Origin of the sequence: Geodermatophilus ruber (assembly GCF_900114385.1) — a bacterium.
Taxonomy (GTDB): domain Bacteria; phylum Actinomycetota; class Actinomycetes; order Mycobacteriales; family Geodermatophilaceae; genus Geodermatophilus; species Geodermatophilus ruber.
Window position 1 is genome coordinate 17802 of sequence record NZ_FOSW01000006.1, and the last position, 12214, is coordinate 30015.

General features: G+C 75.3%; 14 protein-coding genes, 1 pseudogene and 1 riboswitch. Of the genes and pseudogenes, 5 read left to right on the top strand and 10 right to left on the bottom strand.

What is annotated here, in order from left to right:
• Nucleotides 1-37: 37 nt before the first annotated feature.
• Nucleotides 38-472: a hypothetical protein gene (locus BMZ50_RS11065; RefSeq protein ID WP_091324773.1), complete on the top strand. Its 435-nt coding sequence runs from the start codon at nucleotides 38-40 to the stop codon at nucleotides 470-472.
• Nucleotides 473-520: 48 nt separating this feature from the next.
• Here BMZ50_RS11065 and BMZ50_RS11070 read toward each other — a convergent pair.
• The 3 genes and pseudogenes from BMZ50_RS11070 to BMZ50_RS11080 all read right to left on the bottom strand — a co-directional run.
• A pseudogene (locus BMZ50_RS11070) lies at nucleotides 521-1054 on the bottom strand (GXWXG domain-containing protein); the annotation flags it as partial.
• Nucleotides 1051-1908 carry a pentapeptide repeat-containing protein gene (locus tag BMZ50_RS11075; protein WP_091324254.1) on the bottom strand — a complete coding sequence of 286 codons (858 nt, stop codon included), beginning with the start codon at nucleotides 1906-1908 and terminating at the stop codon, nucleotides 1051-1053. The pseudogene BMZ50_RS11070 and the gene BMZ50_RS11075, both read right to left, overlap by 4 nt.
• A 21-nt stretch (nucleotides 1909-1929) precedes the next feature.
• The gene (locus tag BMZ50_RS11080) at nucleotides 1930-2142 is read right to left on the bottom strand and encodes a DUF4177 domain-containing protein (RefSeq protein WP_245753563.1); all 213 of its coding nucleotides are present in this window, start codon (nucleotides 2140-2142) and stop codon (nucleotides 1930-1932) included.
• Nucleotides 2143-2196: 54 nt separating this feature from the next.
• Between BMZ50_RS11080 and BMZ50_RS11085 the strand changes: the two genes are divergently transcribed.
• Nucleotides 2197-2580 carry a VOC family protein gene (locus BMZ50_RS11085; protein WP_091324258.1) on the top strand — a complete coding sequence of 128 codons (384 nt, stop codon included), beginning with the start codon at nucleotides 2197-2199 and terminating at the stop codon, nucleotides 2578-2580.
• A gap of 2 nt (nucleotides 2581-2582) precedes the next feature.
• Here the strand turns inward: BMZ50_RS11085 and BMZ50_RS11090 are convergent, their stop codons facing one another.
• Nucleotides 2583-2969: a hypothetical protein gene (locus tag BMZ50_RS11090; protein ID WP_091324260.1), complete on the bottom strand. Its 387-nt coding sequence runs from the start codon at nucleotides 2967-2969 to the stop codon at nucleotides 2583-2585.
• 165 nt (nucleotides 2970-3134) lie between these two features.
• Here BMZ50_RS11090 and BMZ50_RS11095 point away from each other — a divergent pair, with 165 nt between their 5' ends.
• Nucleotides 3135-3356, top strand: coding sequence for a hypothetical protein (locus BMZ50_RS11095; RefSeq protein WP_091324262.1), 222 nt, complete (start codon nucleotides 3135-3137; stop codon nucleotides 3354-3356).
• A 111-nt stretch (nucleotides 3357-3467) separates the two neighbouring features.
• On the opposite strand, the gene BMZ50_RS11100 is transcribed toward BMZ50_RS11095, so the two are convergent.
• The 4 genes from BMZ50_RS11100 to fmdA all read right to left on the bottom strand — a co-directional run bounded on the left by BMZ50_RS11100 (nucleotide 3468) and on the right by fmdA (nucleotide 7477).
• Nucleotides 3468-4112 (bottom strand): class I SAM-dependent methyltransferase, encoded by a 645-nt coding sequence (locus tag BMZ50_RS11100; protein WP_091324264.1) that lies wholly within the window; start codon nucleotides 4110-4112, stop codon nucleotides 3468-3470.
• Between the two features lie 82 nt (nucleotides 4113-4194).
• Complete coding sequence (locus BMZ50_RS11105) at nucleotides 4195-5085, bottom strand: aggregation-promoting factor C-terminal-like domain-containing protein (protein ID WP_245753564.1); 891 nt, start codon at nucleotides 5083-5085, stop codon at nucleotides 4195-4197.
• Nucleotides 5086-5309: 224 nt separating this feature from the next.
• Nucleotides 5310-5472: riboswitch (cyclic di-AMP (ydaO/yuaA leader) on the bottom strand.
• A gap of 143 nt (nucleotides 5473-5615) precedes the next feature.
• Nucleotides 5616-5867: a hypothetical protein gene (locus BMZ50_RS11110; RefSeq protein ID WP_091324266.1), complete on the bottom strand. Its 252-nt coding sequence runs from the start codon at nucleotides 5865-5867 to the stop codon at nucleotides 5616-5618.
• Nucleotides 5868-6223: 356 nt separating this feature from the next.
• Nucleotides 6224-7477 carry a formamidase gene (gene fmdA, locus BMZ50_RS11115; RefSeq protein ID WP_091324268.1) on the bottom strand — a complete coding sequence of 418 codons (1254 nt, stop codon included), beginning with the start codon at nucleotides 7475-7477 and terminating at the stop codon, nucleotides 6224-6226.
• A 385-nt stretch (nucleotides 7478-7862) separates the two neighbouring features.
• Here fmdA and BMZ50_RS11120 point away from each other — a divergent pair, with 385 nt between their 5' ends.
• The gene (locus BMZ50_RS11120; RefSeq protein ID WP_091324270.1) at nucleotides 7863-8969 is read left to right on the top strand and encodes an LLM class flavin-dependent oxidoreductase; all 1107 of its coding nucleotides are present in this window, start codon (nucleotides 7863-7865) and stop codon (nucleotides 8967-8969) included.
• The gene (locus BMZ50_RS11125; protein ID WP_091324272.1) at nucleotides 8966-9586 is read left to right on the top strand and encodes an FMN reductase; all 621 of its coding nucleotides are present in this window, start codon (nucleotides 8966-8968) and stop codon (nucleotides 9584-9586) included. The genes BMZ50_RS11120 and BMZ50_RS11125 overlap by 4 nt, the downstream gene beginning before the upstream one ends.
• Nucleotides 9587-9611: 25 nt before the next feature.
• On the opposite strand, the gene BMZ50_RS11130 is transcribed toward BMZ50_RS11125, so the two are convergent.
• Nucleotides 9612-10568, bottom strand: a complete 957-nt coding sequence (locus BMZ50_RS11130; protein WP_091324275.1) for a hypothetical protein — start codon at nucleotides 10566-10568, stop codon at nucleotides 9612-9614.
• 202 nt (nucleotides 10569-10770) lie between these two features.
• Entirely contained in the window at nucleotides 10771-12099 is a 1329-nt protein-coding gene (locus tag BMZ50_RS11135) for an MFS transporter (protein ID WP_091324277.1), read from the bottom strand.
• Nucleotides 12100-12214 lie beyond the last annotated feature (115 nt).

Here is a 12214-nt window from a genome sequence, read left to right on the forward strand (position 1 = left end):
GGTTGCGGCGGGAGCTCAGGGCGCGGACGGTTGCGGGATGGACCCCTTCCGGAGCCTGGGGCTCCCGCGCATCCCGGGGCTGTCCGAGCTCATCGCCGCGCTGCAGGCCCAGACCGAGGCGCTGGCGCAGCTGCCCCGCACGATGACCGACCTCAACAGCGCCGTCCGGGAGCTGATCGCCGCGACCGCGGTGGCCACCGAGGCGATCGCCTCCGCGCAGCGGACCGCCGAGCGCCTGGAGGGCCTGGTCGAGGAGCTCGAGGAGCCGGTGCGGGCGCTGAAGCCGGGGCTCGAGCGGGCGGGCCGGGTGCTCGACGACCCGGCGATCGACACCGTCCCGGACACCCTGCGGCTGATCTCGGAGGACCTGCTGCCCCTCATCCACGGGCTGCGCCAGGCGACCGCGCGGGTGGGCGCGGTCACCGGCGTCCTGCGCCGCCGCGGCCGGCCGGAGGACGGCGCGCCGGTCTGATCCGCCGCCGCCCCCGGGTACTGCGCCGCGGTCGCCCTCCAGCACGAAGAAGAACGGGGCGCCCAGGCCCCGCAGGTCCATGAGCCCGAGCAGCAGCCCCGGGCCGACCTGCCGGAACACGTCGATGACCGGCAGCCGGTCGTAGACCAGCGCCGCCGTCGCCACCCCGCGGTGCTCCACGACGCGCAGCCGCGCCGCCGACCGCCGGGTGCGCAGCAGCGGCCGCGCCGCGGCGAACGCGACCCGGGCCGGGGCACTGCGGGCCGACTGCGGCAGGAAACGCAGGACCGACAGCGGCACGAACGCCGGCTGCACCGGCCGCGGCACGCCGGCCCGGTCGGGGAACAGCAGCGGGTGGACCGTCTCGGCGTCCACGACCTCCTTGCCGTGCCAGCGGTGGGCGGTCAGCAGCCCGTCGAGCGGGGACCCCGTGGGTAGCTCGGCGCCGCGCCAGCGGCCGATCAGGGAGGCCGGGCCGACGGCGGGCAGCCGGTCGAAGAAGGCGAGGACGTCGCCCGGGGCCGCTCCGCCCCGGTGCCGGTCCAGCCAGCGGACGGCGTCCTCGGGGTCGGCCCGGGTCACCGTCGCCGGCGCCGGGGCGCCGCCGGCGGCGCGGCCGCCGTCCAGTGCGCCGGCCGGTCCAGCGCGGCCGGGATCCGGGTGCTGCCGTCGCCCCGGGCGGCGGCCAGCTGCGGCCGGGTGAGGAAGAGGACGCCGGTCAGGTCCGTCCCGCGCAGGTCGGCGGCCCGCAGGTCGGCACCGAGCAGGTCCGCGGTCCGCAGGTCGGCACCGCGCAGATCGGCGCCGATGAGGTAGGCGCCGCGCAGGCCGGCGCCCCGCAGGTTCGCGCCGCGCAGGTCGGCGCCCATCAGGTCCGCGCCCCGCCGGTCCCGGGCCCGGCCCGGCAGGCCGGAGCGGACCAGCTCGCTGACCGACAGCAGCAGCGCGCCGGCCTCCTGCCGCAGCAGCGCGGTGTCGACGGCGGCCAGCTCGTCGGGCCCGGCGTCGGCCAGCCGCTGCGTGCGGTCCCGGGCGGCGCGCAGCTCGGCGTGCAGCGGGGCGGCCGCGGGCAGGGTCAGCGCCTCGGTCAGGTACCACAGCAGCTCGTGCAGCTGCCGGAGCACCCCGAAGGCCGCGAACATGGGCGCGGCGAGCTCCGGCGAGCTGCGCCAGTCCCGCCCGCCGAAGGTGTGCTGCACGGTCTGCTGGCCGGCCCCGAAGCAGTCGAACACGGTGCAGCCGGGGAAGCCGCGGTCGCGCAGGTCGGCGTGGATGCCGCAGCGGAAGTCCGGCTGCAGGTTGCCGCACGGCCGGCCCGCGGGCTTGTCGACGGCGAAGTCGGCCGACGCGGCGAACGCCGGGGCCACGCAGCACAGCCCCGCGCACCGGGCGCAGTCGGCGCGCAACCCGGAGCGGAGGTGGTCGTCGTCGGGCACCGGCGTCCTCCGGGGGTGGCTTCAGGCGATCGGGCGCTCCAGGGTGACCAGCACGCCCTCGACGCTGCCGGGGCCGATGCGCCCCTTCACGTCGACCGACGTGACCGCCTTCAGCTGCCACCCCTCGCGGGCGTGGTCGTTGAGCACCTTCTCCAGCTTCTCACCGGACATCTTCCCCCCGAGGAGCCCCTCCCGGAGCTCGATCACCTTGTACTCGACACGCTGGCCGATCACGGCGTCCTCCTGCCTGGCCTGCCGGGGTGGTCGTCCACCCCGCATGATGCCGGAATGGACGTGCTGAGCAGCCGGATCCTGCTGCGCCCGGAGGACCCGGAGCGGTCGCAGGCCTTCTACCGCGACGTCCTGGGGCTGGCGGTGTACCGCGAGTTCGGCCCCCCCGAGCACCCGGGGGTGGTGTTCTTCCTCGGCAACGGCCTGCTCGAGATCTCCGGCGGGGACGGCGCGCCGCCGCAGGGGCTCGCGCTGTGGCTCCAGGTGCGCGACGTCGCCGCCGAGCACGACCGGCTGCGGGCCGCCGGGGTGCCGGTGCTCCGCGAGCCGCACCGGGAGCCGTGGGGGCTGGTCGAGATGTGGGTGGCCGACCCCGACGGCATCCGCATCGTCGTGGTGGAGGTGCCGGCGGACCACCCGCTGCGCCGCGACCAGCGCTGAGCTCAGCTCTTCGGGTCGGGACCGTCGACCGGGCCGCGGACGAGGTCGGCGACCGACTCCTCCAGCCGCGCCCAGGTGGCGCTCCACTCGACCAGCGGGTCGAGGATCCGCTCGAAGACCGCCAGCTGCTCGTCGAAGGCCTGCAGCTGGGCGATCATGGCCGCGATCTGCTGCCGCTGGCCACGCACCGCCTGGTCGATCGCCCGCAGCTGGGCGGCCGACAGCGCCCCCGGCGGCGAGGGCAGCCGGGGCAGCGAGAACGGGACCGCGCTCCCGGCGAGCCCCCGCGCCCGGTCGGTGAACGCGCGCAGCTGGCTGACGAACTCCTCGACCGAGCGGGCGACCCGCCCGGACCCCGGCTCCCGGCGGCCGTCCTCGGGCTCACTCATGCGGCTCCTCCTCGCTCGCTCGACCGCTGCCCAGTGTCCCGTTCCTGCACCCGGGCCGCGCTCCCTGCGCCCGGTCGGCCTCCGGGTCGTGGCGTGGGCCCTGTGCATATGGCGGCCGAGCGCGCACCCTGGAGGGGGCGGAGTGCTCAAGCCGCGGCCACCCGCGTGACCGCCCGGACCAGCCTGGAGGCGGCGGTGATGCTGCTCAGCGAGAGCCCCGGCGAGGCCATGGCGTCCGACTTCCGGGCCGCGTGCGTCGAGCTGGCCGATGCCGAGGCGGTGTGCCGGTCCCGGGACACCCCCGCGACCCGGCGGCGCGTCGAGGAGTGCCGGGACCGGATCGACGCGATCCTCGACATGTGGAACGCCGCCGGCCACGCGAGGTGACCCCGCGCCTCAGACCGACGGCCAGGGCGGCGGTTGCGGCGTCCGCGATCGGCGGGGACGCCGGCCACGGAGGCGCCGGGCGGCGGGGCGCCACGGTCGGGGCCCTGTCGATCAGGGCAGCCGCCAGACCGTCGTGGGCCGCAACCCCGGGCCCTCGGTCTCCGGGATCTCGTAGCGGGCCACGGCGGTCAGCCGGTCGTGCGGCAGGTACATCCGCCCCGGGTCGCCGAGGTAGACCGCGCAGCCGCGGGCGCGGGCCCGCTCGAGGAAGGGCAGCAACCGCTCGGTCATCTCCCGGTCGTAGCAGACGTCGCCGGCCAGGATCACCTCGACGCCGGGCAGGTCCCGCCCCAGGACGTCCCCGGTCACGCTGATCCCGGGGACGCCGTTGAGCCCGGCGTTGACGCCGATCGCCGTCCGGCTGAACGGGTCGACGTCGCTGGCCAGCACACTCCTGGCCCCGGCCCGCACCGCGGCGATCGCCACCAGGCCGCTGCCCGAGCCCAGGTCCAGCACGCTGCGCCCGGCGACCGCGGCCGGCTCGTCCAGGACGTACCGGGCCAGCGCCTGCCCGCCCGGCCAGGCCGCGGCCCAGAAGGGCGGCGCCTCGCCCGCACCGCCGCGCTCGGCCTCCATCGCCTCCCAGAGCGCGACGACGTCCTGGGCGACGTGCAGCCGCACCTCGGGCACGGAGGACGGCCGGCCGACCTGGGTGTGGGCGCGGACGAACCAGGCGGGGATGACGCGGGAACTCACACCTGCAGTCCAGCACCCCGCGAACGCGTCCGGCGCCGGACCCCCGAGAGGGGCCCGGCGCCGGTCGGCGTGTGGAGGGGGCCTAGTACCAGTTCTTGGCCTGCGAGTGCGCCCAGGCCGCGCAGGGGCTGCCGTAGCGGCTCTCGATGTAGATGAGCCCCGCGTCGATCTGCCGGTAGCCGTCGGAGGTCTTCGCGATCCCGGTGCTCGCCCACGTGGAGTCGAGGAACTGCGGGATGCCGTAGGCGGTGCTGGTGCGGTTCTGGGCGTTCGGGTTCCACCCGCTCTCCTTGCCCCACAGGTTCTCCAGGCAGCCGAACTGCTGGGCGCCCACCTGGCTCATCGCGTACTCCTTGAAGGAGCCCCGGGCGGCGGGGGCGGCCGGGGGCGGCGCGGCAGCGGCCTGCTCGGCGGCGGCCCGCTCGGCCTCGGCAGCGCGCGCGGCCTCGGCCGCGGCGGCCTCCGCAGCCGCCTGCTCGGCGGCGGCCTTCTCCGCGGCAGCCTTCTCCGCGGCGGCACGCTCGGCGGCCTGGCGGTCCAGCTCGGCCTGGTCGGCGGCGGCCTGGGCCTCGGCGGCACTGGCCTGCGCGGCGTCGCGCTCGCTGCGGGACGCGGCCAGCTGCTCGAGCGCGGCGAGGTCGTCGCCGGCGGCGGACTCGGTGGTGATGCCGAGCTGCTCGGCGACGCTGGTGGAGGCGCTGACCGGCTCGGCCTCGGCTGCGGGTTGGCCGCTGACGAGGACGTTGACCACGAGGGCACCGGCGGCGGCCGCGGCCAGCAGGATCGCCGGGCGGCGGCCCCTGGCCGGCAGCCGCAGCCGGCGACGGCCGGCCGGGGCCGCCTCGGCGTCGGCGTCGGCGTCGGGGGCGGCCGCGGTGTCGAGCTCGGCCGTGCTGTCGCCGGCGGGGAGCTCGAGGTCAGGGGCGGTCTGGCCGTCCTCGAGCGGGCGGGAGAACTGCGGGCGGTGCGTCATCGGGTGGGGTGCTCCGGAGCGAGAGGGCGCGCGCGAACCGGCCCCCTCCCGTGCGGAGGGCAGCCTGCGACGGCGGCGGGTCTACGGGGTGGCGGCGGCGTCCGGACCGGACGGCGCGGCGGCGGCAGGCGGGATCAGCGACCCGGGAAGAAGGCGCGTGGTGCGCGTGGTCGGCTGTCGCAGCGTGCGGCCAGGGCCCGTGTGCGGGGCATGCGGAGGCTCTCCGTTTCTTCCGTGGCCGCCTACCGGGTTAGCTGACGGATTCGGGCGGGAAGGCGCCCTACCCGGCCGCCGAGCGAGGCTCGGCGGGCAGGATTCACCCCAGTACTTCGGTGGGTCCCCGGCTCAGCTCCACGCGGGGTGGACCTGACTCGGCGGCGTCCGGCCAGGCTCCCCGAGCGGGGAGTGACGACCGGCCGGACGCCTCACACCGTAGGGGTCGTTACACAGCCGTGACAATCTCTGGCTGAAGATTTGTGGGGTGACTCGCGTCGCCACCGCCGGATGAGGGCCGCCGTCCGGCCGTCCGGCTATGAATCGGAACCAGAACGGCCGACAGCGTCGTCCTCGTCGCGCAGGGCCTCGTCGAGAAGGGCCCGCAGCCCGGCGATGCTGACGTGCGGCCGGTCGGTCCGGAGGACGACCGGGTCCTCGCCCCCCTCGGGGCCGGCGAGCGCGCCGGAGATGGCGGCGGCGGTGCGCAACGCGGTCTTCCCGAACCGGTCGCGGGCGGCATGCGGCTCGATCGGCGCGCGCTCGGTCGAGGGGCGCTGCTCGGTCATCGGGCCGCTCCAGGGGTGCACCGACCGCCACCGGGTGACCCTGGGTCATCCCCGGACTCGGGTGGGTAAACGGCGCGCGGTGGGTAGGGACTCTGCGGCAACCTGAGTACCCCGGGAGCCACTGGATCCACCCCGAGGAGACGATCCGTGGATTCCCGGATCGAAGTGTGCTGGGCGTGCCGTCCCTGCGAGGTCGAGGGGCGGGACGCGACCGACGGTCGTGGAGCAGAGCCGTCGTGCTGGAACTGCGGCGGACCGGTCGTCGTCACGGCCCGGCCGACGGTCACGACGGGACGGGCCCGGCCACCAGGAAACAGCGCCCGGGCCCGTCCGCACGGATCACTCGCGGGTGAGCGTCACGAGGTGACCGCGCACTGCCCCCTGTCGGCCCGGACCGGTCCGGACGCCGACGGCCGGATGTCGAAGTCGAAGATCGCCGTCGGCAGGTAGAGCGAGCAGCAGGCATTCGGGATGTCGACCACGCCGCTGACCCGCCCCTCGATCGGCGCCGAGCCGAGCAGCAGGTAGGCCTGCTCCCCCGAGTAGCCGAACTTCTTCAGGTACTCGACGGCGTTCAGGCACGCCCGCCGGTAGGCCACCGTGGCGTCCAGGTAGTAGTTCGTGTCGGTGTCGTGGTCCACCGAGACCCCGATGAACGTCAGGAACTCCGAGTAGCGCGGCTCCACGATGCCCGGCATGAACACCGGGTTGGTGGTCACCCCGTAGGTCTCCATGCCGCCCTTGATCAGGTCGACGTGGAAGTCGATGAACCCGCCCATCTCGATGGCGCCGCAGAAGGTGATCTCGCCGTCGCCCTGGCTGAAGTGCAGGTCGCCGCCGGAGAGCTTCGCGTCCCTGACGTGCACCGGGTAGAAGACCCGTGAACCACGCGAGAAGTTCTTGATGTCGTGGTTGCCGCCGTTCTCGCGGGCCGGCACCGTGCGGGCGCCGTCCCGGGCGATGCCCTGGGCGACGTCCCCGCTCGCCGTCCCGCCGAGGGCCTGGTCCTCCAGCGGCGGCAGGGCCAGCGGCGGCACCCGGTCCGGGTCGGTATCGATGAGCGCCCGCTCCCGGGCGTTCCACCGGGCGAGCAGCTCGGCCGACGGCGCCGTCCCGAACAGCCCCGGGTGGGTGATGCCGGCGTACCGGACTCCCGGGATGTGGCGGGACGTCGCGAACTGGCCCTGGAAGTCCCAGATCGCCTTGTAGGCGTCGGGGAAGTAGTCGGTCAGGAAGCCGCCACCGTTGACCTTGGCGAAGATCCCGGTGTAGCCCCAGCCCTGGCCGGGCGCGTCGCCGTACTCCTGCGGCGGCTGGACCGGGCCCAGGTCGAGGATGTCGACGACCAGCAGGTCGCCGGGCTCCGCACCCTCGACCCCGATCGGCCCGCTGAGCATGTGCGCCCGGGTCAGGTCGACGTCGCGGACGTCGTTGGCCGAGTCGTTGTTGCCGATCTGGCCGTCGGTCCACTCCCGGCACTCGACCCGGAGCGTCTGCCCGGGGCGCACCATCGTGGCGACGGGGACGTCGGGGTGCCACCGGTTGTGACCGGGTACCGCCTGGTCCCGCATCGACTTGGCCTGGTCGACCGTGAACACCACGTCTGGCATGTCGCCACTCTCCGATCTGCGTTGACGGGACGGATCAGCCCGCGGGGAGCGGGCCGTCGGTGGCGGGCGCGGCCGGCATCGTGGCGGAGTCCCGGGCCGCGGCCGGGTGCGGGGGCGCGGGCGGCTGCGGGCGATCGGTACGCCGGCGACCGGCCATCGGCGGCACCCCCTGGTCTCACGGGGCTCGGCTGAGGGGGCGAAGCTAGTGGCCCCGACACGGGGACGGGGCCGGTACTCACCTGCCCGGTAGCGACGCGCCGGGCGCCCCTACCGGCGGCCGGGGCGGGGTGACCGAGGGTAGGAGCCGGCAGCCGGGCATAGCGGCGAGAGAGCCGGTGTTGCAGTGGCCAGTAGTTGCACTCTCAACTAGCAACCGGAGACGGACATGCAGTTCGGCATCTTCACGGTCAGCGACATCACGACCGACCCCACGACCGGCCGCACGCCCAGCGAGGCCGAGCGGATCCAGGCGATCCTCACGATCGCGAAGAAGGCCGAGGAGGTCGGGCTGGACGTCTTCGCCCTGGGCGAGCACCACAACCCGCCGTTCTTCTCCTCCTCCCCCACCACCACGCTCGGCTTCATCGCCGCGCAGACGCAGACCCTGCAGCTGTCGACGGCGACCACGCTGATCACCACCAACGACCCGGTGAAGATCGCCGAGGACTACGCGATGCTGCAGCACCTGGCCGGCGGCCGGGTCGACCTGATGATGGGCCGCGGCAACACCGGGCCGGTCTACCCGTGGTTCGGGCAGGACATCCGCAACGGCATCCCGCTCGCGGTGGAGAACTACGCGCTGCTGCGCCGGCTGTGGACCGAGGACGTCGTCGACTGGTCCGGGCAGTTCCGCACGCCGCTGCAGGGCTTCACCTCCACCCCGCGGCCGCTGGACGGCGTGCCGCCGTTCGTCTGGCACGGCTCGATCCGCTCCCCGCAGATCGCCGAGCAGGCCGCCTACTACGGCGACGGGTTCTTCCACAACCACATCTTCTGGCCGGCCGAGCACACCGCCCGGATGGTCGAGTTCTACCGCCGCCGCTTCGAGCACCACGGCCACGGCGCCGCCGACCAGGCCATCGTCGGCCTGGGCGGGCAGGTCTTCATGCGCAAGAACAGCCAGGACGCCGTCAACGAGTTCCGGCCCTACTTCGACAACGCCCCCGTCTACGGGCACGGCCCGTCGCTGGAGGAGTTCACCCGGGAGACCCCGCTGACCGTCGGCTCGCCCCAGCAGGTCATCGAGCGCACCCTCGGCTTCCGGGACTACGTCGGGGACTACCAGCGGCAGCTGTTCCTCATCGACCACGCCGGCCTGCCGCTGACGACCGTGCTCGAGCAGCTGGACATCCTCGGCGAGGAGGTCGTGCCGGTGCTCCGGAAGGAGTTCGCCGCGCTCAAGCCCGCGCACGTGCCGGACGCCCCCACCCACGCCGCGCGCGTCGCGGCCCGCACCGCGTCCGCGGCTCCCCAGGAGGTCGACGCCCGATGAGCACCCGCACCCTGGCCGTCGTCAGCGCCGGGTTGGGCACCCCGTCGACCAGCCGGCTGCTGGCCGACCGGCTGACCTCCGCCACCGTCGCCGCCCTCCGCGACCGGGGGGACGACGCGACGGTGGAGGTCGTGGAGCTGCGCGAGCACGCCCGCGACCTCGCCGACAACCTGGTCACCGGCTTCGCCAACGCCGCGCTGCGCAGCTCCGTCGACACCGTCGTGGGCGCCGACGCGCTGATCGCGGTCACCCCGGTGTTCTCCGCCTCCTACAGCGGGTTGTTCAAGACGTTCTTCGACGTCCTGGACAAGGACTCCCTCACCGGCACGCCGGTGCTGCTCGGCGCCACCGCGGGCACCGCCCGGCACTCCCTGGTGATCGACCACGCGCTGCGGCCGCTGTTCGCCTACCTGCGGGCGGTCCCGGTCCCGACCGGGGTCTTCGCCGCGACGGAGGACTGGGCCGGCGGCGACGGGATCGACCGGGCGCTGGCCGGTCGGATCGACCGCGCCGCCGGGGAGCTGGCCGGCCTGGTCGCCGGCCGGCCGGCCGCTGTCCGCCCGGTGGACCCGTTCGAGGACGTGCCCTCGTTCGAGGACCTGCTCCGCGGCGCCTGACGCCCCGGCTCGCCCGCCACCGGGATCAGCTGGCGAGCTGCGGCTCCTCGTCGTCCCCGAGCTCGTCGGCGAGGACCGTGGTGAGGTCGCGCAGTGCCGCGTCGATCTGGCCGGTCAGCCGCCGCAGGGCCGCCCGCGCCTCCTCGCGCCGGCGGTGCAGGGCATCGACCTCGGCCTGGGCCGCGGCCACCCGGCCGGCGCATTCCTCCGCGAGCGCGCTGCGGGTGCGGGCCTCGAGCTCGGCCAGCTGGTCGGCTGCGGCAGTGGCGGCGCGGGCCCTCTCGGCGGCGGCCTCCTGGGCGAGCCGGGCCCGCTCGGCGGCGGCCTCCTGGGCGAGCCGGGCCCGCTCTGCGGCGGCGGCGGCCAGCACCCGGTCGGCCTCCACGCGGGCCTGCTGCAGGTGGGCCGCCGCGGTGTCGCGGGCCTGCTGCACCTCCGTGGCCAACTCCTCCCGGGTCTGCTCCACCTCCTCGCCGAGCCGCATGCTCTCCGCGACCGCGGCGGTCTTGATCTCGTGCGCCCGGCGCAGCACGCCGTCGGCCTCGGCCCGCGCCTTCGCGCGCACCCGGTCGGCCTCGGCGGCGCCGGCCTGGGTGAGCCCGGCGGCCTCGTCGGCGGCCAGCCGGAGGATCTCCCCCACCCGCTGGGAGGTCCGGACCAGCTCGCGCCCCTCCGGCGAGCAGGCCAGCAGGCGCCGGGAGATCTCCAGCTCGGCCGAGGAGGCCCCGTAGCGGTTCAGCAGGTCGTCGTTCTCGCGGCGGACCGCCCGCAGCTCGATCTCCACCCAGGAGACGTAGTTGTCCACCTGCAGCCGGTCGTAGCCGCGCAGCGCGGACCGGAAGATCGGGCCGGGATCGAGCATGCTCTCCAGGTCACCGGCGAGATTGGGACGGCGGAACCGGATCTCGGCCCCCGGCGCGGTCGCCGGCGCGTCCTGCTGCCGGGAGCCATCGACGACCACGCCCTCGCTGCGTCGGAACATGTGGGTCTCCCTCGGGACCGGCGCCCGCTCCTCCGCACTGCTCGCCCCGGTCCGGGCGCCCGGCCAGTTCGGCAACTGCTGAGGAAGGCGAGATTGCCAGACCCGGCCGCCCCGGCAGCCCCTCCGGGAGCGGGTGCGGAGGCCTCCCGGCGTACCCCGCCCCCAGGTACCGGAACGGCTACCGTTCGTTACTCCGACCGCGTCAGTGGTCGGCGGAACCCCGCAGGCGGGCGCCGACGGCGACCCGCAGGGGCGTCAGGACGACGCCGTCGCCGGCCAGCCGGGCGCGCAGCTCGCGCCGGTGCCGCAGCACGCCGACCAGCCCTACGGCCCAGAAGACGTACTGCACCGCGAAGGCGGCGCGGAAGGCGTCCAGCGAGTAGTCCGTGGACGCGCCGGGGGTGAGCACGTCCAGCACCGCCCCGATGGCGAGGATCGTGAGCAGCGAGGCCAGGAAGCCGCCGACGTTCACCACGCCGCTGGCGCTCCCCTGCCGCTCGGCGGGGTTCCACGTGCGGGCGAAGTCGAAGCCGATCATCGAGCCCGGCCCGTTGGTGCCGAGGACGACGACCAGCAGCACCAGCAGCGGCAGCGGCGCCCGCCCCGGCCACAGCAGGACCACCGTCCACACCCCCGCGGTCGCCCCGAGGATGGCGAAGACCAGGACCGAGCGGCGCAGCGGCCAGCGGCCGCACAGCCGGCCCAGCAATGGGCCGACCAGGATCGCGACCACGACCAGGACGGTGAGCAGGGAGGCCGCCGCCGCGGGGCTGAGCCCCTGGCCGACCACCAGGAACGGGTAGCCCCAGAGCAGGGCGAACGCCGTGCCGGAGAACTGGGTGACCAGGTGGGTGTACAGCCCGATCCGGGTGCCCGGCTCCTGCCAGGTGAGGGTCAGGCTGCGCCGGACGGCGGCCAGCCCGGCCGGCGCGGCCGGCTCCGTGCCGGCCGGGGCGTCGCGCAGGGCCACCAGCACGAGGACGGCGACCAGGACGCCGACCGCCGCGGCCCCGAGGAACGTCCGCTCCCAGGAGGTGCCGTGCAGCAGCGCGACCAGCGGGTAGGCCGCCACCACCTGCCCCAGCTGGCCGAGCATGCCGGTCAGCTGGGTGATCAGCGGGACCGTGCGCCCGGGGAACCAGAAGCCGATCACCCGCAGCACGCTGACGAAGGTCATCGCGTCCCCGGCGCCGACCAGCACCCGCGCCGCGGCTGCGGTGGGCACGTCGGTGGCGAGCGCGAGCAGCGCCTGCCCGGCAGCCATGGTCAGCGCGCCCGCGAGGATCAGCCGCCGGGAGCCGAACCGGTCCAGGGCCACCCCCACGGGCACCTGCAGGGCGGCGTAGACGGCCAGCTGGAGGACGAGGAACAGCGAGACCGCCGAGGCGCCCGCCGAGAACCGCTCCTGCGCCTGCACCCCCGCCACCCCCAGGGAGCCGCGGTGGAAGACGGCGACGGCGTAGGCGGCGAGCGCCACGAGCCAGACGACGTAGGCGCGGGCCGTGGGGCGGGCAGCGGTCGGGGTCGTCACCCCGGTTGCGACACCTGCCGGGCCCGGATTGTTCCGGGCCGACGGGTGAACCGCCTCACCCGTTCACCCGGAGTGATCATTTTCTCGCTCCACGACGAGTAAGCGCCGGGGCAGA

Coding starts and splice junctions, on each gene's coding strand:
- BMZ50_RS11065 (WP_091324773.1), top strand. CDS start 38: ATGGACCCCTTCCGGAGCCTGGGGCTCCCGCGCATCCCGGGGCTGTCC.
- BMZ50_RS11085 (WP_091324258.1), top strand. CDS start 2,197: ATGGACGTGCTGAGCAGCCGGATCCTGCTGCGCCCGGAGGACCCGGAG.
- BMZ50_RS11090 (WP_091324260.1), bottom strand. CDS start 2,969: ATGAGTGAGCCCGAGGACGGCCGCCGGGAGCCGGGGTCCGGGCGGGTC.
- BMZ50_RS11105 (WP_245753564.1), bottom strand. CDS start 5,085: ATGACGCACCGCCCGCAGTTCTCCCGCCCGCTCGAGGACGGCCAGACC.
- BMZ50_RS11110 (WP_091324266.1), bottom strand. CDS start 5,867: ATGACCGAGCAGCGCCCCTCGACCGAGCGCGCGCCGATCGAGCCGCAT.
- fmdA (WP_091324268.1), bottom strand. CDS start 7,477: ATGCCAGACGTGGTGTTCACGGTCGACCAGGCCAAGTCGATGCGGGAC.
- BMZ50_RS11120 (WP_091324270.1), top strand. CDS start 7,863: ATGCAGTTCGGCATCTTCACGGTCAGCGACATCACGACCGACCCCACG.
- BMZ50_RS11125 (WP_091324272.1), top strand. CDS start 8,966: ATGAGCACCCGCACCCTGGCCGTCGTCAGCGCCGGGTTGGGCACCCCG.
- BMZ50_RS11130 (WP_091324275.1), bottom strand. CDS start 10,568: ATGTTCCGACGCAGCGAGGGCGTGGTCGTCGATGGCTCCCGGCAGCAG.